18 protein-coding genes are annotated in these 23,470 nt (G+C 59.0%); 10 read left to right on the top strand and 8 right to left on the bottom strand.

All coding sequences use genetic code 11. The features are described 5' to 3' along the window. Positions 1–59 precede the first annotated feature (59 nt). Positions 60–1,838 (top strand): ATP-binding protein, encoded by a 1,779-nt coding sequence (locus tag LN244_RS00660; RefSeq protein WP_239040938.1) that lies wholly within the window; start codon positions 60–62, stop codon positions 1,836–1,838. On the opposite strand, the gene LN244_RS00655 is transcribed toward LN244_RS00660, so the two are convergent. Further along, positions 1,723–2,340: an arylesterase gene (locus tag LN244_RS00655; protein WP_239040937.1), complete on the bottom strand. Its 618-nt coding sequence runs from the start codon at positions 2,338–2,340 to the stop codon at positions 1,723–1,725. The two genes, LN244_RS00660 and LN244_RS00655, sit on opposite strands and share 116 nt — an antisense overlap. Here LN244_RS00655 and LN244_RS00650 point away from each other — a divergent pair. From LN244_RS00650 to LN244_RS00640, 4 genes are all read left to right on the top strand, one after another. Further along, positions 2,339–3,034 carry an ABC transporter ATP-binding protein gene (locus tag LN244_RS00650; RefSeq protein WP_239040936.1) on the top strand — a complete coding sequence of 232 codons (696 nt, stop codon included), beginning with the start codon at positions 2,339–2,341 and terminating at the stop codon, positions 3,032–3,034. The genes LN244_RS00655 and LN244_RS00650 overlap by 2 nt on opposite strands. After that, positions 3,031–5,493, top strand: coding sequence for an ABC transporter permease (locus tag LN244_RS00645; RefSeq protein WP_239040935.1), 2,463 nt, complete (start codon positions 3,031–3,033; stop codon positions 5,491–5,493). The genes LN244_RS00650 and LN244_RS00645 overlap by 4 nt, the downstream gene beginning before the upstream one ends. Positions 5,494–5,626: 133 nt before the next feature. Beyond that, positions 5,627–5,752, top strand: a complete 126-nt coding sequence (locus tag LN244_RS16400) for a hypothetical protein (protein WP_275424700.1) — start codon at positions 5,627–5,629, stop codon at positions 5,750–5,752. 23 nt (positions 5,753–5,775) lie between these two features. Next, positions 5,776–6,219: a heavy metal-responsive transcriptional regulator gene (locus LN244_RS00640; protein WP_239040934.1), complete on the top strand. Its 444-nt coding sequence runs from the start codon at positions 5,776–5,778 to the stop codon at positions 6,217–6,219. A 3-nt stretch (positions 6,220–6,222) separates the two neighbouring features. Here LN244_RS00640 and rpiA read toward each other — a convergent pair whose 3' ends face one another. Then, a complete protein-coding gene (gene rpiA, locus LN244_RS00635) occupies positions 6,223–6,897 on the bottom strand; it encodes a ribose-5-phosphate isomerase RpiA (RefSeq protein WP_239042344.1) in 675 nt (224 codons plus the stop codon). Positions 6,898–7,056: 159 nt separating this feature from the next. Here rpiA and ilvA point away from each other — a divergent pair, with 159 nt between their 5' ends. Further along, a complete protein-coding gene (gene ilvA, locus LN244_RS00630) occupies positions 7,057–8,574 on the top strand; it encodes a threonine ammonia-lyase, biosynthetic (protein WP_239040933.1) in 1,518 nt (505 codons plus the stop codon). Between the two features lie 42 nt (positions 8,575–8,616). On the opposite strand, the gene LN244_RS00625 is transcribed toward ilvA, so the two are convergent. The 4 genes from LN244_RS00625 to LN244_RS00610 form a co-directional block, all read right to left on the bottom strand. Next, the gene (locus LN244_RS00625) at positions 8,617–9,129 is read right to left on the bottom strand and encodes a hypothetical protein (protein WP_239040932.1); all 513 of its coding nucleotides are present in this window, start codon (positions 9,127–9,129) and stop codon (positions 8,617–8,619) included. Positions 9,130–9,266: 137 nt separating this feature from the next. Beyond that, on the bottom strand, positions 9,267–10,664 hold the full coding sequence (locus tag LN244_RS00620) for a TRAP transporter large permease (protein ID WP_239040931.1): 1,398 nt from the start codon (positions 10,662–10,664) through the stop codon (positions 9,267–9,269). Continuing rightward, on the bottom strand, positions 10,661–11,215 hold the full coding sequence (locus LN244_RS00615) for a TRAP transporter small permease (protein ID WP_239040930.1): 555 nt from the start codon (positions 11,213–11,215) through the stop codon (positions 10,661–10,663). The genes LN244_RS00620 and LN244_RS00615 overlap by 4 nt, the downstream gene beginning before the upstream one ends. Positions 11,216–11,307: 92 nt before the next feature. Beyond that, positions 11,308–12,291, bottom strand: a complete 984-nt coding sequence (locus tag LN244_RS00610; RefSeq protein ID WP_239040929.1) for a TRAP transporter substrate-binding protein — start codon at positions 12,289–12,291, stop codon at positions 11,308–11,310. A 382-nt stretch (positions 12,292–12,673) separates the two neighbouring features. Here LN244_RS00610 and LN244_RS00605 point away from each other — a divergent pair, with 382 nt between their 5' ends. Continuing rightward, positions 12,674–14,281: a methyl-accepting chemotaxis protein gene (locus LN244_RS00605; RefSeq protein WP_239040928.1), complete on the top strand. Its 1,608-nt coding sequence runs from the start codon at positions 12,674–12,676 to the stop codon at positions 14,279–14,281. 59 nt (positions 14,282–14,340) lie between these two features. Here the strand turns inward: LN244_RS00605 and LN244_RS00600 are convergent, their stop codons facing one another. Together LN244_RS00600 and LN244_RS00595 are read right to left on the bottom strand one after the other, a co-directional pair. Beyond that, entirely contained in the window at positions 14,341–15,708 is a 1,368-nt protein-coding gene (locus LN244_RS00600) for a sigma-54-dependent transcriptional regulator (RefSeq protein WP_239040927.1), read from the bottom strand. Further along, positions 15,705–17,972, bottom strand: a complete 2,268-nt coding sequence (locus tag LN244_RS00595; RefSeq protein ID WP_239040926.1) for an ATP-binding protein — start codon at positions 17,970–17,972, stop codon at positions 15,705–15,707. Before LN244_RS00595 ends, LN244_RS00600 begins: the two co-directional genes overlap by 4 nt. Before the next feature lie 120 nt (positions 17,973–18,092). Here LN244_RS00595 and pyk point away from each other — a divergent pair, with 120 nt between their 5' ends. The 3 genes from pyk to gshA all read left to right on the top strand — a co-directional run bounded on the left by pyk (position 18,093) and on the right by gshA (position 23,459). Next, positions 18,093–19,529: a pyruvate kinase gene (gene pyk / locus LN244_RS00590; protein ID WP_239040925.1), complete on the top strand. Its 1,437-nt coding sequence runs from the start codon at positions 18,093–18,095 to the stop codon at positions 19,527–19,529. A gap of 18 nt (positions 19,530–19,547) precedes the next feature. After that, the gene (locus LN244_RS00585; RefSeq protein ID WP_239040924.1) at positions 19,548–21,818 is read left to right on the top strand and encodes a Tex family protein; all 2,271 of its coding nucleotides are present in this window, start codon (positions 19,548–19,550) and stop codon (positions 21,816–21,818) included. Between the two features lie 78 nt (positions 21,819–21,896). Further along, entirely contained in the window at positions 21,897–23,459 is a 1,563-nt protein-coding gene (gene gshA / locus LN244_RS00580) for a glutamate--cysteine ligase (protein WP_239040923.1), read from the top strand. Positions 23,460–23,470: the final 11 nt, after the last annotated feature.

The raw sequence follows: 23,470 nt of genomic DNA, 5'->3' as shown, positions 1-23,470 counted from the left end.
AGGGCGCCTTTATTGTTTATACTGGCAACGAGACTAAGAGGTATGGATACCCGTAAGCGATGCCAAGCTCTCCCACACTGATTGCCGGTGCTTTCTGGCTGCTGATCAATCTGTGCACATTTACCCTGGTGATCAGGCAGGACCTGGTGGCTCTTGAGCGCCATCAGCAGACACTGCTGAGCACCCTTGCCGATCAAGTCATCGAGCGCATGCAGCAGAGCCGCGAGCTGTTACTGCAGACGGCACGACTCACCGATGTCGAACAGGATGTGCTGTTCAGTCAAAGCCTTCGTCACGAACTGGAGAGCATTCACCGACTGGCACCCGCCGTTAAGCGCATACAGGTGCAGCAACTGGTACGCAACGACGCCGTCGACGCATTCGAACAGTCTATGCGCCAGCGCTATCCCGATTTCCTGCTGCATGGCCTGAGCGCCATGACGCCACCGGCTACCGAGCGCACGGGCACCCCCGTGTTTCATCCTCTGGTGGCCGTGATACCCGACACTCCAGAGGTGCAACCGCCATTACTGGGCACCGATCTGGGATTGATTCCCGAGCTTAAGGAAGCGCTTCAGGCCACCCGCAGCAGCCACGACATCAGCTACTCCAGGGTGTACAACCAGGGCCGAGGCCAACCACTGCTGAACCTCTTCCTGATGCCTCCAACTGAGCGCCAACACATTCTCTCCGTAGTGGTCTCACTGCCTCGGTTGCTGGATAGTCGCACTCTGCCCCCCGGCAGCCGTATCACCATGACACAGGACAACTTAGAGCATGAAGTACTGCTGGTGACCACTGCGGGCAACAGGCCGCTGTTCATGCACCCCATGTCACAGCCGTTTCCCCAGGACAGGCTCCCGGTAAAACTGACACTGGAGTATCCCGTTTACTGGCATGACTTCAGCCTCTGGACACTGTTACTGATGCTGTCTCTGGGTAGCCTTGGTTGCTGGCTGCTGCATGCCTGGCTCCGTCAGCGCCAGGCAACCAACAGCTGCTACCTGGAAAGCGCTGAAGTCCACAGTCTGCAGGAGCATCTGCGACAACATTCAGAACAGCTGCAGCAGCAGTTACAGGAAAACCAGCGCCTGACCCACAAGATTCTCGATATTCAGGAACGAGAGCGTCGCCATTTGGCTCAGGAGCTGCACGATGAACTGGGGCAATGCCTGACCGCCATCCGCACCGACGCGCGCATGTTGCTGCAGGAATATCCGGACAGTCGCGACACGGTCAACCAGCATGCGGAAAGCATTGATGCCATCGCAGGCCATATCTATGACGTGACCTATGATTTGATGCATGCCCTGCGTCCCACACTGCTGGATGACCTGGGGCTGGTCGATGCGGTTCGCGAACTGATCCGCGGACAACATCTGGAACGTCAGGGAATCGGTATGGAGCTGCGCCTCAAGGGCGCGCTCAACGACATGGAAGAGCGTTACAACATCAACCTCTACCGCATGATTCAGGAAGCGCTTACCAATCTGCAGCGTCATGCAAGGTGTACAAAGGCCAGTATCCGGCTGCAACGTCTCGATGCGGATTCCGACAGCGACCGACTGGAACTTGATATTCGAGACAACGGCTGCGGCTTCGACCCCGAGCGCATCGGCCAGAAGGGGCGTTTCGGCGTACTGGGGATGCAGACCCGTGCCAAGGCGCTGGGCGGCTCGCTGCAGCTGTGCAGTGAGCCCGGTCAGGGAACGCGCCTGCTGATCAGGATTCCTCTGGCACCAGCATTGGATACAGATGTGGCCATACGGTCTGTAGCAGAATCGGCTGCGCCGCAGCCGTTGGATGCAAGCCATCCGCCTGCATCAGTTGGGGTTTGAGCGCCACCCGTTCAAGCAGGAAGGGCACCAGCGGCAACTGATATTCCTGAGCCAGGCCCGGGTAAATCGAATAGAACCTTTGCGTATATTGCGGTCCATAATTGGGTGGGATCCGTATCCCGATCAGGAGCACCTCGGCGCCGGAGTTTCGACTGAGCTCGACCATCCGGCGCAGGTTCTGCTCCATTACCTGCAGCGGCGTGCCACGCAGCCCATCGTTGGCACCCAGCTCCAGCAGCACCAGATCGGGACGGTAATCGCTCAGCAGGCGAGGCAGTCGCTGCAGGCCACCACTGCTGGTCTCGCCGCTGATACTGGCATTGATCACCCGCTCAGCGAGCCGGCGCTGTTTCAGTTCCTGCTCCAGCAGGCTGACCCAGCCTTGATCTGCCGGCAAACCATAGGCCGCAGACAGACTGTCACCCAGTACCAGCAACGTTTTTGCCTGCAGCGGGGACGCCCAGACAACCAACACCAACAGAATCGAAATCAGGGGTCGCATGCCACACCTCAACCGTGAAGAACCCATTATTGAGGCTCAAGATGTCGCAAAAAGTTTCCGGACACAAGCGGGAACCGTCGAACTTTTTCGTCACCTCAGCCTGCGAATCCTGCCGGGCGAAAGCCTGGCCATCATTGGCCGCTCCGGTGCCGGCAAGTCGACATTACTGAGTTTGCTGGCCGGGCTGGATACCCCCTCCGAAGGACAAATCCTGTTTGCGGGCAAGCCGCTGGCCCAACTGGATGATGCCGCCCGTGCAGCCCTGAGGCTGGAGCAGATCAGTTTTATATTCCAGTCATTTCACCTGCTGCCGGAGCTGGATGCCCTGGATAACGTTCGCCTGCCGCTGGAGATTCAGGGTCGCCGGGATGCCGATGCTCAGGCCCGTCGCTGGCTTGAACAGGTGGGGCTGGGGGAACGCCTCGACCATTATCCCGCCCAGCTGTCGGGCGGCGAACAACAGCGTGTTGCCATCGCTCGAGCCTTTGCTACCGAGCCCAGGGTCCTGTTTGCCGATGAACCCACAGGAAACCTTGATGATGACACCGGCCATCAGATCATCGAGCAACTCTTCAGCCTCAATGCCAACACCGGGACCACACTGATTCTGATTACCCACGACATCGACCTGGCCAGTCGCTGTCAGCGCCGACTGCACCTGCATAACGGACGTCTGGAGGAGGTCACCCCATGAGTCTGCTCAGCCGTCTGGCCGCTCGCCAGCTGCTGACCCAGCTGCGCACGACCGAGTGGCGCGCTCTGCTGCTGGCCAGCTGGATCGCCATTGCCCTGACCACACTGCTGGCTGTATTGGGTGACCGGCTTGAACGCGGCCTGCTGCGTGAGAGCGCCGCTCTGCTGGGCGCCGACCTGGTTCTGAGCAGCAGCCGCCCCTTCGTTGACGATCGACTGGCAGGACTGCCACTCAACGGGATTGAAAGCACTTCCGTGATTCAGTTCCCGAGCATGGTAGGACAGGGAGACAACCTGATGCTGGTCTCGGTACGCGTCCTCCAGCCCCCCTATCCACTGCGAGGCGCATTGACCACCGAGCCGCCGGGTGAAGGCATTCCCGCCCCCGGTGAAGTCTGGATCGAGCCCCGCGTAATGACCCAACTGCAACTGCGGTCGGGTGACATGCTGGAATTTGGCTATCAGCCGCTCAAGGTGACGCGAGAACTGCTTGGCTCCCCTGACCGCGGTACGGGCTTCCGCAGTTTCAGCCCCCACATTCTGGTCAACGCCGCCGATCTGGACGCCAGCGGCGTTTTGGCACCGGGCAGCCGAGCCAATTACCGTACTCTTTTTGCCGGGCCGCCCGAAGCGGTCCGCACACTGGAGCAAGCGTTGCGGCCCACACTGGCCAGCCACGAACGCCTGCACGCGCTGAGTACCGATCAACCACTGACCGGCAACGCACTGGGTAACGCGCTCGGCTATCTCAAGCTCAGTGCACTGATCGCCCTACTGTTGTCGGCCATGACCATCGTACTGGCGCTACGCCGCTTCAGCCTGGGACAGCATACTCGGAGCGCCCTGCTGCTCAATCTGGGCCTGCGGCCAAACCAGTTGGTGCGGGTCTACCTGTACCAGCTGTTGTTGGCCTGGCTGCTGACCGCGGCGGCCGGCACACTGACCGGCTACCTGCTGGAACTGGCCGTCTACCAGTGGTTGTCAGACCTTTTGCCCCAGGCGCTGCCCCAGGCCCACTGGCTGCGCTGGCTCAGCGGTGCCGCACTGGGACTGGCATTACTGGTGTTGCTGGGGTTGCCGCCGATTCTGCAGCTGGCACGCATTCCGGTCGCGCACCTGCTGCGCGGCGATACCCCGCCGCGTGACCGGACGGCTCTGCTGCTGCAAGGCATCTCGCTGCTGTTGCTGGCCGCCACCCTGCTGGCCTTTCTTGAGGCGCCGCTGGCCGCACTGGGCCTGCTGCTGTTCCTGCTGCTGGGCGGTGCCCTGTTCGGCTGGATGGCCCAGTCCGGCCTGCAGCTGCTCGCCCGACCTCTGGCGCAACGCCTGCTGCTGGGACGACTGCTTACTATGCGCCTGCGCCAGCAACGCCGCTGGCATCGCCTGCAAGCAGCTGTCGTCGTTATGCTGCTGACTCTGCTCAGCGTGGTCTGGGTCAGCCGCTCAGATCTGATCGAACAGTGGCAGGCTCAGTTCCCCAGCGACACCCCCAACTACTTCCTGATCAACATCCAGCCGTGGCAGAAGACCGATGTGGATAACTTCTTTGCCGAACGTCAGCTGGAGACCGAACTCTACCCGATGATTCGTGGCCGTCTGACCCAACTGAACGGCGAGCCGATCAAGCCTCAGCTGACAACGGAGCAGCAGGACCACAATACTCTGCGACGTGAGCTCAATCTGAGCTGGCATGCTGACCAGCCGGCTCATAACCCGCTGGTCGCTGGTGAGTGGTGGCAACCCGGTGATACCGGTGCCATCTCGATTGAACAGGAGATGGCCAAAGAACTGGGGCTGTCCTTGGGTGATCGGCTGGGCTTCGATGTAGGCGGTATCCTCGTTGAAGGCGAAATCCGTAATATCCGTGAAGTGGTCTGGACCTCTTTTCGCCCCAACTTCTATATCATTTTCAATCCGGAAGCCTTGCAGAACGCCCCCTCAACCTGGATCACCAGTTTCTTCCTGACGGCTGAACAGCGCGCACTGACGCGAGAACTGCTGCACCAGTTCCCTTCACTGACCCTGATCGATATCGACCAGATACTCAACCAGCTTTCCGGCTGGTTACAGCGCCTGGGCGACAGCTCCGCTCTGATTCTGGCTCTCAGCCTTGGCTGCGGACTGATGCTGCTGGGCGTGACACTGCTGCAGGCGCTGGAGCAGCGCCGGTTCGAGAGCGCCCTGCTGCAGACCCTGGGGGTTACCGCTGAACAGGCTCGACGCCTGGACCTGCTTGAGTTTCTGCTGTTGGGGCTGGTGTGCGGCCTGCTGGCCAGTGCGGGTGCCGAAGGGGTTTTGGCCATGCTGCACCAATGGCTACTCAGGATTCCGCCGCGCCTGCATCTGGAACTCTGGCTCAGCCTGCCCATACTGGCGGGACTGATATTCGTGTTGATTGGTGGCCTGATCCGACGCCCCTTGCAGCTTGAACACTGCTATCGCCTGCTGCGCACAGGCTGAAAATAATGGCAACCTGTTCTTTAACCTTACAAAAACAATGCCAATGTCTGGCTATAAAAGCCTGAATGTATTGGCTATAATCGCCGACCTTGATACTGATCAACAAATAAACAGCTCTATGTGAGGTTAGACGATGGCACATCATGACGAAAACTTCCGTGATCCCGCCGGTTTCGGTTGGCTGTTCATCAACATTCTGGCACTGCTGTGGATCACCATGCCGGTGAGCATCGCTCTGACCAAGGTGGTGCAGTGGTAAGCCACTGACCTCAGGCGGCCATCATGACCTTTCTTAAGATTGGTGAACTGGCCCGCCGCTCGGGCCTCAGCGTCGAGACTCTTCGTTATTACGAGCGCAGAGGCCTGATCCCTCCCCCTGACCGACTGCCCTCCGGCTACCGCGTCTACCCCGACAACACCCTGAAGCGGTTATCCTTCATCAAACGCTGCAAGAACCTCGGTTTTACCCTTGATGAAACCCTGGAACTGCTGCAGCTGCAGCATCATCCCGAGCAGGAGTCAGCAGTGGTGAAGCAGCGGGTGGATGAGCGAGTCGAGGAGATCGACCGCAAGATTGCCGACCTGCAGCGAATCCAGCAGGCTTTGAAAGGACTTTCAAGGCTGTGTGACGGCAAGGGGCCAGCAGCAGACTGCCCGATTCTGGCTTTCCTGGAGCAGTCGGAGCCTACCGGCACTGGCGCGGCAGGCTCCGAAGACGAGACCTGAGCCTCAGGCGTGACGGAGGGTCTGTACGCCGTCCGGCGTACCCATCAGGATAATGTCGGCACCGCGACGCGCAAAAAGGCCGTTGGTGACAACACCGACGATATTGTTCAGCTGAGCTTCCAGCGCCTTGGGATCAAGGATCTCCAGATCCTGCAGGTCCAGAATCACGTTACCGTTGTCAGTCACGAAACCTTCGCGGTAGACCGGCTGACCACCCAGCGCCGCCAGCTGACGGCCGACATGGGATCGCGCCATCGGAATCACTTCAACCGGCAGCGGGAACGCACCCAGCAGGTCAACCTGCTTGCTCTGGTCGACGATGCAAACAAATTCCTTGGCCACCGCCGCAACGATTTTTTCACGGGTCAGTGCACCGCCACCGCCCTTGATCAGGTTCAGGTGCGGATCGAACTCATCGGCACCATCAATGTAGAACTCCATCTCGCTGACCGAATTCAGGTCGAACACTTCAATGCCATGACCGCGCAAGCGCTCGGCAGTCGCTTCAGAGCTGGCAACGGCACCGGCAAAACTGTTTTTGATCGCCGCAAGCGCGTCGATAAAACAGTTGGCGGTGGAACCTGTACCAACGCCGATAATGCTGTCGCTCTCGAGGCGGCCCTTGATGTGGTCGACGGCTGCCTGTGCGACCGCCTGCTTCATCTCGTCTTGTGTCATGGTTGTTGTGCCCGTTGCTGATTCAAACTGAGTCGCAATTATACGCAACCCGCCGTTGCCCTTGTAGACGCTGAACAGTGTAGTCGATACCATTTGGCCATACTTTGGTCACCAAGGCCCTGACAACTGCGGCCCTACCGAGAAACAGATACCTGCCCTATGCCACATCGATATATCAAGAAGATCCTCGAAGCGCGGGTCTACGACGCCGCTATCGAAACACCGCTGGATGAAGCCCGCGGCCTGACCGAACGTCTGGGCAACCGAGTGCTGCTCAAACGTGAAGACGAACAGCCGGTCTATTCGTTCAAGCTGCGTGGTGCCTACAACAAGATGGCCCGGCTGACCGACGAAGAAAAGGCACGCGGGGTGATTACCGCTTCCGCAGGCAACCACGCACAAGGCGTTGCCATGGCCGCCCGTCTGCTGGGCGTCAAGGCCACCATCGTGATGCCCAAGACCACCCCGGACGTTAAGGTCAACAACGTGCGCCGTCTTGGCGGCAAGGCGGTTCTGATCGGTGATGCCTTCGATGATGCCCGCAGGCACTCGGAAAAACTGATGACCGAGAAGGGACTGGTCTACATCCATCCATACGACGACCCGGATGTTATCGCCGGCCAGGGCACCATCGCCATGGAGATTCTGCGTCAGGAAAGCGGCCCCATCGATGCCATCTTCGTACCGGTGGGCGGTGGCGGTCTGATTGCCGGTGTCGCGGCCTACGTCAAATATCTGCGTCCGGAAACCAAAGTCATCGCTGTTGAATCTGCCGAATCCGCATGTCTGGCCCTGGCGATGGAGAAGGGTTACCGTGCAGTGCTGGATCAGGTCGGCATTTTCGCTGACGGCGTAGCCGTGGCGCAGATTGGTGAAAACACCTGGGAGATCTGCAAGGACCACGTAGACGAGGTGATCACCGTCTCCACCGACGAGATCTGTGCCGCCATCAAGGATATCTTCGACGACACACGCTCCGTAACCGAACCGGCCGGTGCCTTGGCGGTAGCCGGATTGAAGAAATACGTGGCCCGCGAAGGCGTGACCGAGCAGACGTTGATCGCCATCGACTCCGGTGCCAACGTCAATTTCGACCGCCTGCGCCATATCGCCGAACGGTCTGAGCTGGGCGAGCAGCGCGAGGCGATTATCGCCGCCAAGATTCCGGAGAAACCCGGCAGCTTCAAGGCATTCTGCAAGGTCCTGGGCAAACGTAACATCACCGAGTTCAACTACCGCTACAGCAATGATCAGGAAGCGATCGTATTTGCGGGTGTACAGATCCGCCCCAACAACGATGGCCGAGAAGAGCTGCTGGCGGAACTGCACGCACATCTGGACGAAGTGGTCGACCTGACCGATGACGAGACCGCCAAGCTGCACGTGCGTTATATGGTCGGTGGCCATGCTCCGGCCAGCGTCGACAACGAGGTGGTCTACCGCTTTGAGTTTCCCGAACGACCGGGTGCGCTGATGAAGTTCCTCAACAAGCTCGGTGGACGCTGGAACATCTCCATGTTCCATTACCGTAACCATGGTGCAGCCTATGGCCGCGTCCTGGTCGGCATGCAGGTGCCAGCCGATGAACGAGGGCAGGTGGTGCAGTTCCTGGAAGAGATCGGTTACACCTTCTACGACGAAACCGACAACCAGGCCTACAAGCTCTTCCTGGGGTAACGCCGAGTCCCGCTCCGTCAGCAGGCGGAGCGGTTCATGCGTTCAGCGCGGCTGATCCGGTGTTTCGGGAGAGTAGTTGAAGTCACGACGGGTGAACGCCTGCACCGTGAACAGCGCCAGCGAAATAATGCCCCAGGTCAGGCCCAGCACAACACCGGCATCGATGATGCCGCGCCAGGGCTGATCCAGCAGTCGCACAAGCAACACCAGCACAATGATCCCGCCAGTCAGGCAAAAGGTCACGATCTGGCGTCGACGCTGGGCGTGAAAGAAGCCCATGCAGAATACCGGTGCCAACAGAGCACGTAACGGCGTGACGTTCTGTTGCAGATAGCGGATACGCGCCGCCACCCGTGGCGAAAAGTTCTGTTGAAATCCCCTGTAGCCCTCGGCAAAGCCCATGAACACCAGGCACGCCACCAGCGCCAGCCAGTGATACCAGGCGAAAGCGTCCAACGGCATTTCCAGCGCCATGGCCCCCAGGCGATAGATGGCACTGGAAAACAGCAGACAGATACCGGTAAAGCCCCAGAGTGCAGCGATTACTCCGAGCATATTCATTCTCTGACAGTTAAAGAAAGGGCGCACATTATAGCGCCATTATGCCCACATAAAAAAACCGCCACCCGAAGGCGGCGGTGACAAACCCATGTCATCATCCTGATGATATAGGCTGGATCTCCCGTTTTGGATCAGTACCCTTTCAGCTGATCGATATACTCCGGCAGGAACAGGGATATCTGCGGTACATAGGTGATCAGTATCAGGAAGAAGAGCAGCAGGCCCAGCCAAGGCAGACACGCTTTGATCACCCAGACCATATTGCGCCCGGTGATGCCCGCCGTAACGAAGAGGTTCAGCCCCACCGGCGGCGTCAGCATGCCGATCTCCATGTTCACCACCATGATGATACCCAGGTGAATCGGATCGATGCCCAGCTGCACGGCGATCGGGAACAGGATCGGTGCCATGATCAGCAGGATCGCCGACGGCTCCATGAAGTTGCCCGCGATCAGCAGCAGAATATTCACCACGATCAGGAAGCCCCAGGCCGGCAGCCCCCACTCGATGATCACTTCGGCAATTTCATGCGGAATGCGTTCGGTGGTCAGCACGTGTGCAAACAGCATGGCGTTGGCGATGATGAACAGCAGCATCATTGATACCTTGGAGGCATCGACGAACACCTTGCGCACTTCCGGATGGGTTACGGAACGTGGCAGCGCCAACAGCATATGCAGGATGTTGCGCACAATGGCTGCCAGCATGGACTCGCCTTCGTTACGCCAGGCCACGCCTTTCATCGGACCGATATCACGGTAGCCCATCACTGCAATCAGGTAGGCATACACGGCTGCCACGGCAGCGGCCTCTGTCGGCGATGCGATGCCACCATAGATGGAGCCCAGCACAATCACGATCAGCATCAGCCCGCCCATGGCAATGGCGCCGGAGCGGAACAGCTGACCGAAGCCCGGGAACGGCTGGGACGGCAGCTTCTTGATCCGTGCCGCGATGTAGATGGCGATCATCAGCAACAGACCCATCATCAGGCCCGGGATGAAACCGGCCATGAACATGCGCGATGCCGACACCTCTGTAGCCGCGGCATAGACCAGCATCACGATGGAAGGCGGAATCAGAATGCCGAGTGTACCGGCGTTGGCAATCACACCGGCGGCAAAGGACTCCGGATAACCGGAGCGCACCATGCCGGCAATGACGATGGTACCGATCGCGGCTACGGTGGCCGGCGAAGATCCGGAGACCGCCGCGAACAGCATGCACGCCATCACCGACGCCATCGCCAGACCACCACGCACATGACCAATGGCGTCAATGGCAAAGTTGATCAGACGCTTGGCCACGCCACCGGTGGACAGGAACGCCGATGACAGAATGAAGAACGGAATCGCCAGCAGGGTGTAGTGCTCGGAGGTCGCCTCGAACAGCTTCAGCGCTACCGACGCCAGAGAATCGTTGGAAAACAGCAGGATCGTGGTCACGCTGGACAGGCCCAGGGCAATCGCGATCGGCATCCCCATCAGCATGCAGCCAAAGAGGATGATAAACAGCATGGCGGTGGTCATTTGCGCGCCTCCTCATCGGACTCTTTCAGCTCACGGGCAATTTCCATGCTTTCTTTCGCCTCATCGGCAAAGTGGAAGCCGTCGGCTTCACCCTTCAGCACTTTCCAGCCCAGCTGCAGGAATCGAATAATCAGCAACACAAAACCAATCACCAGAATGGTCATGACCGTCCACTTGGGAATGGGCAGATCTTCCAGTTCGATGCCAATCATCTTCATTTTCGCCAGATAAACCCAGGAGCCGTAAAGGAAGAGGCCGCAATAGAACAGGCAGAGCGCAACGGCGATCAGCGTAACGCCTCGATGCATACCGGCTGGCAGCTTTTTCACGAACACATCGACACCGATGTGGGCACCGACCTTGACCCCGTAGGAGGCACCGAACAGCACGAACCAGGCAGACAGCAGCAGCGTCACTTCCTGAGCCCAGTGGATACCGGCATTGAAACCGAAACGGGCGATCACTTCTGCAAAGACCAGAAGCGTCATTGCCAGCAACAGCAACGACAGGATCGCCTCTTCTATATGAGTGACCAGATTACGTACAGACATAGTATTTCCCCGGTGTCCGGCCGGACTCCCCTCCCGGGAGCCGGCCTGAAGGGGAGCAGCTGGCTCCCCGGTGGATCTCGATCAGAGCAGGATCAGTTGTTGGCCTGCAGGGCGGCTTCGATCAGCTCAGCACCGATTTCGTCCTCGAACTGTTTCCAGACCGGCTTCATCGCATCCACCCACTGCTGACGCTCTTCGGCAGAGATTTCGATCACTTCGGAACGACCGGAATCGATGATCGCCTGGCGATCAGCAGCCGCCTGCTTATCGGAAATCTCGTTACCATAGGCGATGGCCTCATCCAGAGCCTTTTTCAGCTCGGCTCGAACATCGTCATCCAGACCGTTCCAGAACTCGGCAGAGGTCACGACCAGGTAGTCCAGTACGCCATGGTTGGTTTCGGTGATGTAGGGCTGTACTTCGTGGAATTTCTTCGAGTAGATGTTGGACCAGGGGTTTTCGGCACCATCAATGGCCTTGGTCTGCAGCAGGGTAAATACCTCGGAGAACGGCTTCTTCAACGGCACGGCGTCCAGCGCCTCGAACTGGGCCTGAAGTACGTCGGAGGTCATGATGCGGAACTTTTTGCCCGATGCATCGGCCGGGACACGCAGAGGATCATTGGCGGACAGCTGTTTCATGCCATTGTGCAGGTAGCCCAGCCCCACCAGACCACGCTTGCGCAGGGAGTTCAGCAGCTCCTGCCCCTGAGCACTCTGCTGGAAACGGTCAACTGCCGTCATATCTTCGAACAGGAACGGCAGGTCGAATACCTGCAGCGACTTGGTGTACTTCTGAAACTTGGACAGTGAGGGCGCCGCCATCTGAACATCACCCAGCAGCATCGCTTCCAGCACCTTGTTATCACCGAACAGCTGAGAGTTCGGGAAGACCTTCACTTCCACCCTGTCGCCGAGACGTTCGGCCACCAGGTCACGGAATTTCAGAGCCATCTGCCCCTTCGGGGTGTTTTCGGCCACCACGTGGGAAAACTTCAGTTCGATGGGGGCAGCGCTGGCCATCTGGGCGCCCAGCGCCAGTGCGATGGAAGTTACGGCAGCAGTCAGTAAACGCATTGAGTATCTCCTGGTGTTGCTGTTGTTGTTTGATCAATTGTTCTGCCGCTCTTCTTGGGGATGGGAGCGGTCAGGCATACACACAGGAGTTGTAAGCAAAGGCAGTGCCATACTTTTAAAATCCGATACACGAATTGAAATATCACTTAAATATCAGTGTGTTAAAAGGCACTCGTAGAACTGCATTCTCATTTCATCAGCCTTCAAAACTGGCGGCGTACGACCCAAACCGCCAGTACCAATGGGTGGAAATCCACACATTTGGCCAATTTACGACTCTTTGTGGCAGATCAGCGTTTTTTCTCTTAGGATCTGTATACTGCTAGCGTCAGTTTTTGTCCGGCTCATCCATTAAAACCAGTTAAATGCGGGATGGAATACAGTGCGAAAAGGGCTCTCGATTCAAAACAAGGTCAACCTCTCACTGGTTGCTGTATTTTTGGTCATCCTGATCAGTTCATTAACCACGATCTACCGTAGCGAGACTTCGCTCGTTGACGAGGTTGTCACCCGCAGCACCCTGGATACTGCCGACTCCTACTTTGATAGCATCAACATGCTGATGCTCAGCGGTGCCATGGCGAACCGGGCAACGCTGCAACAGAAGATTCTCTCCAACGAAGCAATCACTGAAGCCCGCATTATCCGTGGTCAGCAAATTACGGATGTCTATGGTCCCGGTACCGATGATTCCCGTCCGGTGGATGAGTTTGACCGCCGCGCCATGCAGGGTGAGCATATTGTTGCCGAGCTGGATGATGAGCAGGGACACCGCCTGACCGTGGTCACACCGATGAAAGCCCTGTCCGACTACAAGGGCACCAACTGTCTGCTCTGTCATCAGGTCAAGGAAGGTGAGGTTATCGGTGCCGTTCGTGTCACCTATTCGTTCGAAGCGCTGGACAAGCAGGTCAATCACAACCTCATCAGCGTTGCCCTGATCGAGCTGGGCCTGTTCGTGGCCGGTATCATCCTGATCAGCCTCCTGCTGCGCCGCATCGTGGTGGCGCCCGTCAACCGCATGGCTGATACCATTCATGCCATCGAACGCGAAAACAACCTGAACTTGCGCATCGATGTGACCTCCAGTGACGAAATCGGCCAGATGTCGTCAGCATTCAACTCCATGCTCGTCAACATCCATGACAGCATGAAGCAGGTCAACCAGACCGTTGCCCGTCTCGCCGACTCCGGCAACCGCATCAGCCAGGTCGCAACTGAATCAACCAAGGCCGTGCATCACCAGCAGATGCAGACCAGCTCCGTGGCATCCGCGATGGAACAGATGGAAGCCGCGACCCGCAGCGTAGCGGCCAGTGCCGAAAATACGGTTTCCGCCTCCGACATGGCACTGCAGGAAAGTACTGATGGTGCCGGTATTGCTCAGCAGGCAATTACCGCCATCGAAAAGCTGCAGCGCAATATTGAGCAGGCCACCACCGTGATCGAGAAGCTGGACAGCCAGAGCCAGAACGTCGGTACGGTTCTGGAAGTGATTCAGAAGATCGCCGAACAAACCAACCTGCTGGCCCTGAATGCCGCCATCGAGGCTGCCCGAGCCGGGGAGCAGGGTCGTGGTTTCGCCGTCGTGGCAGATGAGGTACGCACCCTCGCCAGCCGGACCCATAATTCGACTGAAGAGATCAACACGATCATCACGGCACTTCAGGCCGATGCCAAACATGCAGTAACCGTGATGAACGAAGCCTTGGGCGCAGCCGGCGCCGGGGTCGAGCAGGTCCAGCGCTGTAATACGGCCCTGACCAACATCAACGAGGAGGTGCGGGTGATCAACGACCTGAACCATCAGGTTGCCAGCGCGGTGCGTGAACAGAGCGAGATGGCCGGCAGCGTTGAACACAGCGTGACCGAGATCAGCCGCAGTGCCGACGAAACCGCCGAACGCTCCGAGCACCTGAACCGGGTATCCGATGAGCTGGCCCAGCTGGCTCAGCAGCTGGAACGCATGGTAAACCGCTTCCAGCTCTGATCCCCAAAGGGATGATCACATCGCCCGGCCTTGGCCGGGCGATGTCGTTTCTGCACCGGCTATTGCTTGTAGTCGTTCTTGTCCAGGCCGTACTTTTTCATCTTGTCGTACAGCGTCTTGCGAGGTAGCCCCAAACAGGCCAGAGTATCCTTGATCGAGCCGCCATGCCGCCCCAGCTCGGTATGGATTAGCATCTTCTCAAAGCGCTCCACCTGCTCCGGCAACGTCATCCCGTCAACGCTTTCCGAGGCGGTAATCGGCCGGTTGTCGAAATCGAAGGTGCAACTTTCTCCCAGCAGGACATAACGTTCTGCCAGATTGCGCAATTCCCGCACGTTACCGGGCCAGTCATGCACCATCAGACTGTGCATGCGTTCGGCTGACAATTGCGGAATTTCGCGGCCATATTGTGAGGAGGCAATCAGGGCAAAGTGTTGGAACAACAGCGGAATATCTTCTCGACGCTCGCGCAGCGGCGGGATATCCAGCCGCACCACATTGAGCCGATAGTACAGGTCCTCGCGGAAGCGCCCTGCTGCAGCCTCCTGCTTCAAATCCACCTTGGTCGCGGCAATCACGCGCAGGTCCAGCGGAATGACCTCATTGGAGCCCAGCCGCTCGATCGCACGTTCCTCCAGCACCCGCAACAACTTGATCTGCAGCGCCATCGGCATGCTCTCGATTTCGTCCAGAAAAAGGGTGCCGCCGTTGGCATGCTCGAACTTGCCAATCCGCTGCGCCTTGGCATCGGTGAATGCCCCGGCCTCATGGCCAAAGAGTTCGCTCTCGATCAGGTTTTCAGGTACTGCACCGCAGTTGATCGCGACAAAGTTATGCTCCCGTCGCTTGCCGTGCTCGTGCAGGTAGCGCGCCAGCAGATCCTTGCCGCAACCGGTTTCCGCCTGAATCAGAATATCGGCGGGCATGTCCGCGACCGAACGGCTGAGCTGACGCAGCGCAATGATCGCCGGAGTATTGCCGATGATACGGGGACCGGGCGCATTCTGGGCTTCCAGTTCATCACGCAGGCGGCGGTTTTCCAGTGTCAGACTGCGCTTGTCCAGTGCCCGCCGTACCACATCCAGCAACAGCTCGGAGGCAAAGGGCTTCTCGATGAAGTCATAGGCGCCCTCGCGGATCGCACTGACCGCCATGGAAATGTCGCCATGCCCGGTAATCAGGATGACCGGCAGGTCCGGATCGATCGCACGCACCCGGCGCATCAGCTCCAGCCCATCGATGCCGGGCAGGTTGATATCAGTCACCACCACTCCGGGCCATCCCGTGCCGACCTGCTCCAGCGCCGGTTCGGCCTGCTCCAGCGTCGTCACCTGGTAACCGGCAAGCTCCAGCGTTTGCCCCGCAGCCATGCGGATATGATGCTCGTCATCAATCAGAATCACGGGTAAAGCTGCGCTATCGCTCATGCGATGTCCTCTTTCGGCGGCAGGGGCTGTTGTGGCTCAGGTCGGGTGGCAACCGGCAGTTCCAGTGTGAACACGGCACCACCCTCGGGGTGGTTGGCGGCGCTGAGTCGTCCGCCCAGATTCTCCATGATTCGATGTGAAATCGACAGCCCCAGGCCCAGGCCCTGCCCTTGCGCCTTGGTGGTGTAGAAGGGCTCGAAGACCCGCTGCGGATCATCCGATTCGATACCCGGCCCCGAATCATGCAGGGACAGTTTCACCCGATCCAAAGTCCGTTCCAGTGTCACCTCAATGCGTTTCACCTCAGCCTGTTCCATTGCCTGCAGTGCATTGGCCAGCAGATTGACCAACACCTGCTCAAGACGCAGGGTGTCTCCCAGTACAAACACCTGGTCCAGATCTGGTGGCCAGATCAGCTCCACCCCCTTCTGGTCGAGGCGTCCATACATGATCGACATGGCTCCGTCACGCACGGCCTTGAGAGAGGTCGGACGGGGCTGGCCACTGCTTTGGCGCGAGAATTCCTTGAGCGGATGAATAATCTTGGCCATGCGCTCGGTCAGACCGGCAATTTCCTGCAAGTTGGTGGCCACTCGATCCGGCTTGCCCAGTTGCAGGAAAGCGGAGGCATTGTCGGCATAGCTGCGGATCGCGGCCAGCGGCTGATTAAGCTCATGGTTGATCCCTGCCGCCAGCTGCCCCAACACGGCCAGCTTGGCGGTCTGGATCAGTTCGTTCTGGGTGCTGCGGTGCTGGGCCATTTCATCCAGCAGGCGTGCGTTGGCCCGACTCAGGTCGGCGGTACGTTCAGCCACCCGGGTTTCCAGCGCGTCTCTGGCGTCCTGCAGCTGCTTTTCATACTGCTTGCGCTCGGTCATGTCATGCACGGTAACAATGAAGTGATGCTCGCTGCCCAGCGCCATGCGTCCAAGCGTCAGCTCCAGGGGAAAGCGACTTCCATCTCCCCGAATGCCGGTTGCCTCCAGCGTCAGATCGGTCGCCGCCCGAGCTTCGGGAGACAGATGGCGGCGATAGTGCTCGTGCGCATCTTCAGACAGCAGCTGAGTAAATGCCTGACCTCGGATCTGGTCGGCACGGCAGGCGAACAGTTTTTCTGCCGTCGGATTGAAGGATTCAATGTGCCCCTGCTCATCCAGAGTGATCAGGCCGGCACGGGTATTATTGATGATCGCCCGCACCTCACGCTCCCGTTCAGCCAGCGCACTCAGTTCTCGCAGCTGGAACCGCCGCCGCTCACGTACGATGCGCCAGCGCGCCTGTAGAAAGAGCACCAACAGCATCAGCACAAGATAGACACACCCGGCCAGAATGACCGCCTGAAGTACGGCTTCATGCACCGGCTGCAAACGAGCCATTACCGATACCTTGAGCCCGGTTTCAGGAACAGGACGCTGCAGCAAGAGATATTCGCGGGTGGTGACGCCGTCCAGTGCCCCGTTACTGATCCGCTCACCCTCAAGCAGCGTGATCAGCTGCGCGTTGTCATTAAGCGCTTCACGACGCACCACCTGCAGCGCCGACAGGGGGTGATCCAGGTAGCGCAGGCTAGCCAGAATGCGTTGCAGATCGGCCTGAGGCAGAGATCGAAGGGCATGGAACTTCCACTCAGGACGCGTCGAGATTACGATGATGCCGTCCTCATCGGTCACGGCAATATCCTGCAGCGGGTCGTTCCAGTCCTGTTCGATTTCATGCAGGTCAATCTTGACTACGACCACCCCGATGACCTGCTCACCTTCATAAACCGGCCAGGAAAAGTAGTAGCCTCGCTTGCGCGAGGTTGTCCCCAGTGCGAAATAGCGGCCTGCTCGTCCTGCCAGTGCATCCTGAAAGTAGGGCCGGAAGCTGAAATCAAGGCCAACGAAACTGTTTGTCTTGTACCAGTTGCTTGACGCTACGGTGATACCTGCAGCATTCATCAGGTAGCTGTCGGATGCACCGATGATGGTATTGACCTGTTGCAGATACTCATTGGTACGCTGAATCTGTCCGGCATCAGTCGCCTGCAGTGCCTGGCGCAAACTGGAATGGGTGGCCAGCAGTCGCGGAATATCCTTGTATCGGTCCAGTTTCTGCTGCACGGTCAAAGCATAACGTGCCAGGTCTGCTTCAGCCCTGTGCTGCAATTCCGACAGCGCCTGCTGGCGGCTCAGATAAGCGGTCTGCATCAGCACCAGCAGAAACGCCACCGCCACCAGTAACAGCGTCAAAGGACGGTAGCGGTGTCCCCGATCAGCTTTCATTTCAATACCTGACAGTGATCACCTCGGATGCGGCTCACGCCGACCCGAGCTTGAAAAAATACGTGTGCAGCCATACTTTAGTCGTAACCACGACCCTCCAACGACACGAGATCCGAATTGATGCTTAAGCGTACCAAAATTGTAGCTACCCTGGGTCCTTCCACCGACGCGCCGGGCATTCTGGATGCCCTCATCCGAGCAGGCGTCAATACTGTGCGTCTGAACTTCTCCCACGGCAGCTCTGCCGACCATCGCAAGCGTGTGGAAGCGGTACGCGAAGCCTGCCGTCGGACCGGCGAGGCGGTCGCCCTGCTGGGTGACCTTCAGGGTCCGAAGATTCGCATCTCGCGTTTCAAGGACGGGCCGATCAAGCTGGCCGTGGGCGATCAGTTCACGCTCGATGCGGCCATGGACGAAACCGCGGGCGATCAGCATGCGGTCAGTGTGGACTACAAGACCCTGCCCCAGGATTGTACACCTGGCGACATCCTGTTGCTGGACGATGGTCGTGTCCAGTTGAAAGTACTGAAGATCGACGGCAGCCGCATCGAAACCGAAGTCACCGTTGGCGGCCCGCTGTCCAACAACAAGGGGATCAACCGCCAGGGGGGTGGTCTCAGTGCTGCAGCCCTGACCGACAAGGACAAGCATGACATCAAGGTCGCGGCCGAACTGGAGCTGGATTATGTCGCCGTTTCCTTCCCGCGCACGGCCGATGACCTGAATACCGCCCGTGCGCTGCTGGAAGCCGCCGGCAGCCGTGCCGAGATCATCGCCAAGGTGGAGCGTGCCGAAACCGTCGCGACCCCGGAAGCTCTCGACGAGATCATCAATGCCTGCGACGGCGTCATGGTCGCCCGAGGCGACCTGGGTGTGGAGATCGGTGATGCCGAACTGATCGGCGTCCAGAAACACATCATCAAGCGCGCCCGCCAGCTCAATCGTCTGGTGATCACCGCAACCCAGATGATGGAAACCATGATCCTCAACCCGATGCCGACCCGTGCCGAGGTATTCGACGTGGCCAACGCCATTCTGGATGGCACTGATGCGGTCATGCTGTCGGCCGAAACGGCTGCCGGACACTATCCGGTGGAGGTGGTCGAGGCGATGACCCGCATCTGTCAGGGTGCGGAAAAGCACCAGCTGTCGCGCCCGGCACCGGTGGCGCCGGATCACCTGTGCACCCGCACCGATGAGGCGATTGCCCGTGCCGCCATGTATACCGCGAATGGCGTCGAAAATATCAAGGCGATCATCTGCCTGACCGAGTCCGGATCCACCCCGTTGTGGATGTCCCGCATCCGCTCTGGCATCCCCATCTTCGCACTGACCCGCAACCACCGCACCATGCGCCGCATGGCACTCTATCGTGGCGTCATGCCGATGTTTTTCGATGCCACGGCGGTAAAGGAAGCGAGGCTCAACGACGAGATCCTGGCCGGCCTTCAGGCGCGAGAGCTGCTGAGCAGCGGTGATCGCGTTATCTTGACCCGTGGGGCCAGCATCGGCGAGCATGGCGGAACCAACTCCCTGCAGATTCTGCAGGTGCCCTGAGTCCTGAACCGAGTCGCCATGTCCATTGAACAACAACTGGCAACCGAGCTGAGCATCAAGCCGGCTCAGGTTGCCGCCACTCTCGCCCTGCTGGATCAGGGCGCCACCCTCCCGTTTATCGCTCGCTACCGCAAGGAGCAGACTGGTGCGCTGGACGACACCCAGCTGCGCCAGCTGTACGAGCGCCTGGGTCAGCTGCGCGAACTTGAAACCCGTCGCGAATCCATTCTCGGCCGGTTGCAAGAACAGAACCAGCTGTCCCCTGAACTGGAACAGGCCATTCGTGCTGCCGACAGCCGCGCCCGACTGGAAGACCTCTATCTTCCCTTCCGACCAAAGCGCCGTAACAAGGCACAGGAAGCACGGGAAGCAGGTCTTGAGCCGCTGGCACAGGACAGCCTGCGCAACGGTAGCCTGCCCCAGGGCAAGCTCGGGGAATTCCTTAACCCGGACACCGGCTTTGTGGATCAGGATTCAGTCGCAGAAGGCGTCCGTCAGATTCTGCTGGAAATACTCAGCGAGGATGCCGAACTGATCGGTACTCTGCGCCAGCGCCTCTGGCAACAGGGCGAGCTGCAGGTACGTGCAGCTCGCGGCAAGGCCGATCCGGACAGCAAGTTCCGCGATTACTTCGAATATGCCGAACCCATTGCGCGTATCCCCTCCCACCGGGCGCTGGCCGTGCTTCGCGGAGTCAGTGAGGGCGTACTCAAGGCCAGTCTGCAACTGCCGGACAACCTTGATGGCTGGCCAGAGGAGCAGATGGCCAGACGTCATCAATTACGTCCGGCTCAGCTTGACAGCTGGATGCAGCAAACACTGCAGCAGGCCTGGCAGAAGAAGCTGCGCCCGTCTCTGGAAACCGAACTGATCAAGCACCTGCGCGAACAGGCGGATACCGCCGCCATCGAGGTCTTCGCCCGCAACCTCAGTGATCTGCTGCTGGCGGCGCCAGCCGGGGCTAAAACGACCATTGGTCTGGACCCGGGCCTGCGCACCGGGGTCAAAGTGGCGGTCATCGATGCCACTGGCAAGCTGGTCGATTACACCACCATTTACCCGCACGCACCGAAAAAACAATGGGATCAATCCCTGCATACGTTGACGACACTGGCCAAAAAGCATGGTGCAGAACTGATCGCTGTCGGTAACGGCACGGCGTCTCGTGAGACCGAGCAATTGGCACAGGCCGTCTGTAAAGCCGTCGCGCACAACCTTCAGGCAGTACTGGTCAATGAAGCCGGAGCCTCGATCTATTCGGCATCGGAATTGGCCGCAGCGGAATTTCCAGATCTGGACGTCACCATTCGCGGGGCCGTTTCTATCGCTCGCCGACTCCAGGACCCGCTGGCAGAATTGGTCAAGATCGATCCCAAGTCGATCGGTGTCGGCCAGTACCAGCATGATGTGGATCAGAGCCGGCTTGAAGACGCCCTCAATGGCGTCATCGAACACTGCGTCAACCACGTTGGCGTGGACGTCAACACCGCCTCAGCGGCCCTGCTCAGCCATGTGGCGGGTCTGAACCGAACAACGGCTGACAACCTGGTCGCCTGGCGCGATGAACACGGTGCTCTGCGCAATCGGCGCCAGTTACTCAAGGTTCCGCGCCTGGGCCCCAAGGCGTTTGAGCAGTGCGCCGGTTTCCTGCGCATCCGTGATGGCGAGGAACCGCTGGACAACTCCGCGGTCCACCCGGAGAGTTACCCGCTGGCACAGGCGATCGCTGACAACTGTGGCCTGTCACTGGAAGCGCTGTTGCAACAGCCGGAAAAACTGAAACAGGTCGATCCGGCAAGGCTTGAGGCTCAGGGCTTTGGCGCTTATACCGTTCGTGATGTGCTCGGAGAGCTGGAAAAGCCCGGCCGTGATCCTCGCCCCGAATTCCGTTCCGTGCGCTATGCCGAGGGCGTCGAAACCCTGAAAGACCTGCAACCCGGCATGGAACTGGAAGGTGTTGTCACCAACGTGACCCACTTCGGCGCTTTCGTCGACATCGGCGTGCATCAGGACGGCCTGGTGCATATCTCCCAGCTGGCTGACCGTTTCGTCAGCGACCCGCACACCATTGTCAGCAGTGGCCAGATCGTCAAGGTTCGCGTGCTGGAGGTGGATGAGGCGCGCAAGCGAATCGCACTGAGTATGAAGGCCGAAAACAGGGACGTAACGACAGACAATGGCCGCCAGGCGGCCCAGAAACCGACCCACAGACCTGAAAGCAGAGTACCGTTGGAAGGTTCGCTGGCGGACAAACTGAAAGCGGCCGGTCTGGGCCGGAAAAATCGCTGACCCTGTCCGATATGACATCGGGCTGCAAAAGCGCTGTATAATGCGCGCCCTACAGGCTTAACCACAGGAATGACGACGGTGTTGGCAACTCTGGAAAACCAACTCGAACGACTGGCCCACGGAGGCCATGCCGCTCTGCTCACTCAGACCCGTCAGGGGATTGAGAAGGAAGGCCTGCGTGTCAGTCCCGATGCCCATATTGCCCAAACACCGCACCCACGCGGCCTGGGCTCGGCGCTGACTCACGATTTCATCACCACAGACTACTCGGAAGCACTGCTGGAATTCATCACGCCGGTCCATGACACTCCGGCAGAGGCTCTGGCGTTTCTGAACCAGCTGCATGCATTTACCTACCGCCAGCTGGGCGACGAGCAGCTCTGGTGTGCCAGCATGCCCTGCGAGATTCCTTCCGAGGAAGCGATTCCAATCGCCGAATATGGCAGCTCCAATGTGGGTCGTCTCAAGCATGTTTACCGACAGGGCCTGAAGTACCGGTACGGCAAGATGATGCAGACCATTGCCGGTATCCACTACAACTTCTCGCTGCCCGATGCATTCTGGCCGGTGTGGCAGCAACTCGAAGGCAACAGCGACAGCCTGCAGGCGTTCCGCTCCGCAGGGTACTTCCGGCTGATTCGCAACTTCCGCCGTTATGGCTGGCTGCTGCTTTACCTGTTCGGCGCGTCGCCGGCACTGTCGGCCTCGTTCATGGCCGGACGCAGTCACAGCCTGGAGCAGCTTGATCCCGACACCCTGTATCTGCCCCATGCCACCTCGCTGCGCATGAGCGATCTGGGGTATTCCAACAAGGCACAGGCCGATCTGCAGATCTGCTTCAACCATCTGGATACCTACGCGGAATCTCTGCACCGGGCGATCCACACCTCGCACCCTGCCTACGAGCAGATCGGAATAAAAGTGGATGGCCACTACCGTCAGCTCAACACCAACGTGTTGCAGATCGAGAACGAGTATTACAGTGATGTCCGACCCAAGCGCGTCACTCAGTCCGGCGAGAAGCCTGTACATGCGCTGATGCACCGAGGCGTCGAGTATGTCGAAGTCCGAAATACCGATATCAACCCGCTGCTGCCGCTGGGGATCGACAACGCCCAGGCTGATTTCCTCAACGCTTTTCTGATTAGCTGCCTGCTGGGTCAGGCTGATGATCTGGACGAGCGGGAATGTGGTCTGGTGGCAGAGAATCATGCCCGTATTGTCAATCGTGGCCGTGAACCGGGTTTGCTGCTGCACAGCCGTAACGGTGAGCGGCCCCGTGAAGAGCTGGCCGAACAGATTCTGGATAAGGTCCTGCGTACAGCTGAGCTGCTGGACGATATCAAGGGTGGTGATGCTCACCAACGTGCCGTTCAAGCCCAGCGCGACAAGGTAGCCAATCCTGAGCTGACCCCTTCCGCCCAGGTTCTGAATGCCCTGCGCGAAAGCGGCCTGAGCCATAGCGAATGGGTTTTGGAAATGAGTCGTCAGCACCGAAGCAGTATTGAACCGCAACTGACGGCAGACACGGCCGATAGGCTGCAACAGGCAGCGGTTGAATCACTCGACCAGCAGGCAGAGTTGGAAGCGGCTCCGGCTCCCGACTTTGCCGACTACCTGGCCGACTACATCGCCGGTTGAAGCTTCAACCG

It is taken from the genome of Marinobacterium sediminicola, from assembly GCF_022343685.1.
Taxonomy (GTDB): Bacteria; Pseudomonadota; Gammaproteobacteria; order Pseudomonadales; family Balneatricaceae; genus Marinobacterium; species Marinobacterium sediminicola.
Note: the sequence above shows the minus strand (reverse complement) of the source record. Positions and strands in the feature narration are given on the sequence as shown.

Bases quoted from the DNA above. Each gene is read 5' to 3' on its own strand.
- LN244_RS00645 (WP_239040935.1), top strand. From the start codon at position 3,031: ATGAGTCTGCTCAGCCGTCTGGCCGCTCGCCAGCTGCTGACCCAGCTG.
- rpiA (WP_239042344.1), bottom strand. From the start codon at position 6,897: ATGACACAAGACGAGATGAAGCAGGCGGTCGCACAGGCAGCCGTCGAC.
- LN244_RS00625 (WP_239040932.1), bottom strand. From the start codon at position 9,129: ATGCTCGGAGTAATCGCTGCACTCTGGGGCTTTACCGGTATCTGTCTG.
- pyk (WP_239040925.1), top strand. From the start codon at position 18,093: ATGCTTAAGCGTACCAAAATTGTAGCTACCCTGGGTCCTTCCACCGAC.
- LN244_RS00655 (WP_239040937.1), bottom strand. From the start codon at position 2,340: ATGCGACCCCTGATTTCGATTCTGTTGGTGTTGGTTGTCTGGGCGTCC.
- LN244_RS00610 (WP_239040929.1), bottom strand. From the start codon at position 12,291: ATGCGTTTACTGACTGCTGCCGTAACTTCCATCGCACTGGCGCTGGGC.
- LN244_RS00600 (WP_239040927.1), bottom strand. From the start codon at position 15,708: ATGAGCGATAGCGCAGCTTTACCCGTGATTCTGATTGATGACGAGCAT.
- LN244_RS16400 (WP_275424700.1), top strand. From the start codon at position 5,627: ATGGCACATCATGACGAAAACTTCCGTGATCCCGCCGGTTTCGGTTGG.
- LN244_RS00650 (WP_239040936.1), top strand. From the start codon at position 2,339: ATGCCACACCTCAACCGTGAAGAACCCATTATTGAGGCTCAAGATGTC.
- LN244_RS00620 (WP_239040931.1), bottom strand. From the start codon at position 10,664: ATGACCACCGCCATGCTGTTTATCATCCTCTTTGGCTGCATGCTGATG.
- LN244_RS00585 (WP_239040924.1), top strand. From the start codon at position 19,548: ATGTCCATTGAACAACAACTGGCAACCGAGCTGAGCATCAAGCCGGCT.
- LN244_RS00660 (WP_239040938.1), top strand. From the start codon at position 60: ATGCCAAGCTCTCCCACACTGATTGCCGGTGCTTTCTGGCTGCTGATC.
- LN244_RS00640 (WP_239040934.1), top strand. From the start codon at position 5,776: ATGACCTTTCTTAAGATTGGTGAACTGGCCCGCCGCTCGGGCCTCAGC.
- LN244_RS00595 (WP_239040926.1), bottom strand. From the start codon at position 17,972: ATGAAAGCTGATCGGGGACACCGCTACCGTCCTTTGACGCTGTTACTG.
- LN244_RS00615 (WP_239040930.1), bottom strand. From the start codon at position 11,215: ATGTCTGTACGTAATCTGGTCACTCATATAGAAGAGGCGATCCTGTCG.
- ilvA (WP_239040933.1), top strand. From the start codon at position 7,057: ATGCCACATCGATATATCAAGAAGATCCTCGAAGCGCGGGTCTACGAC.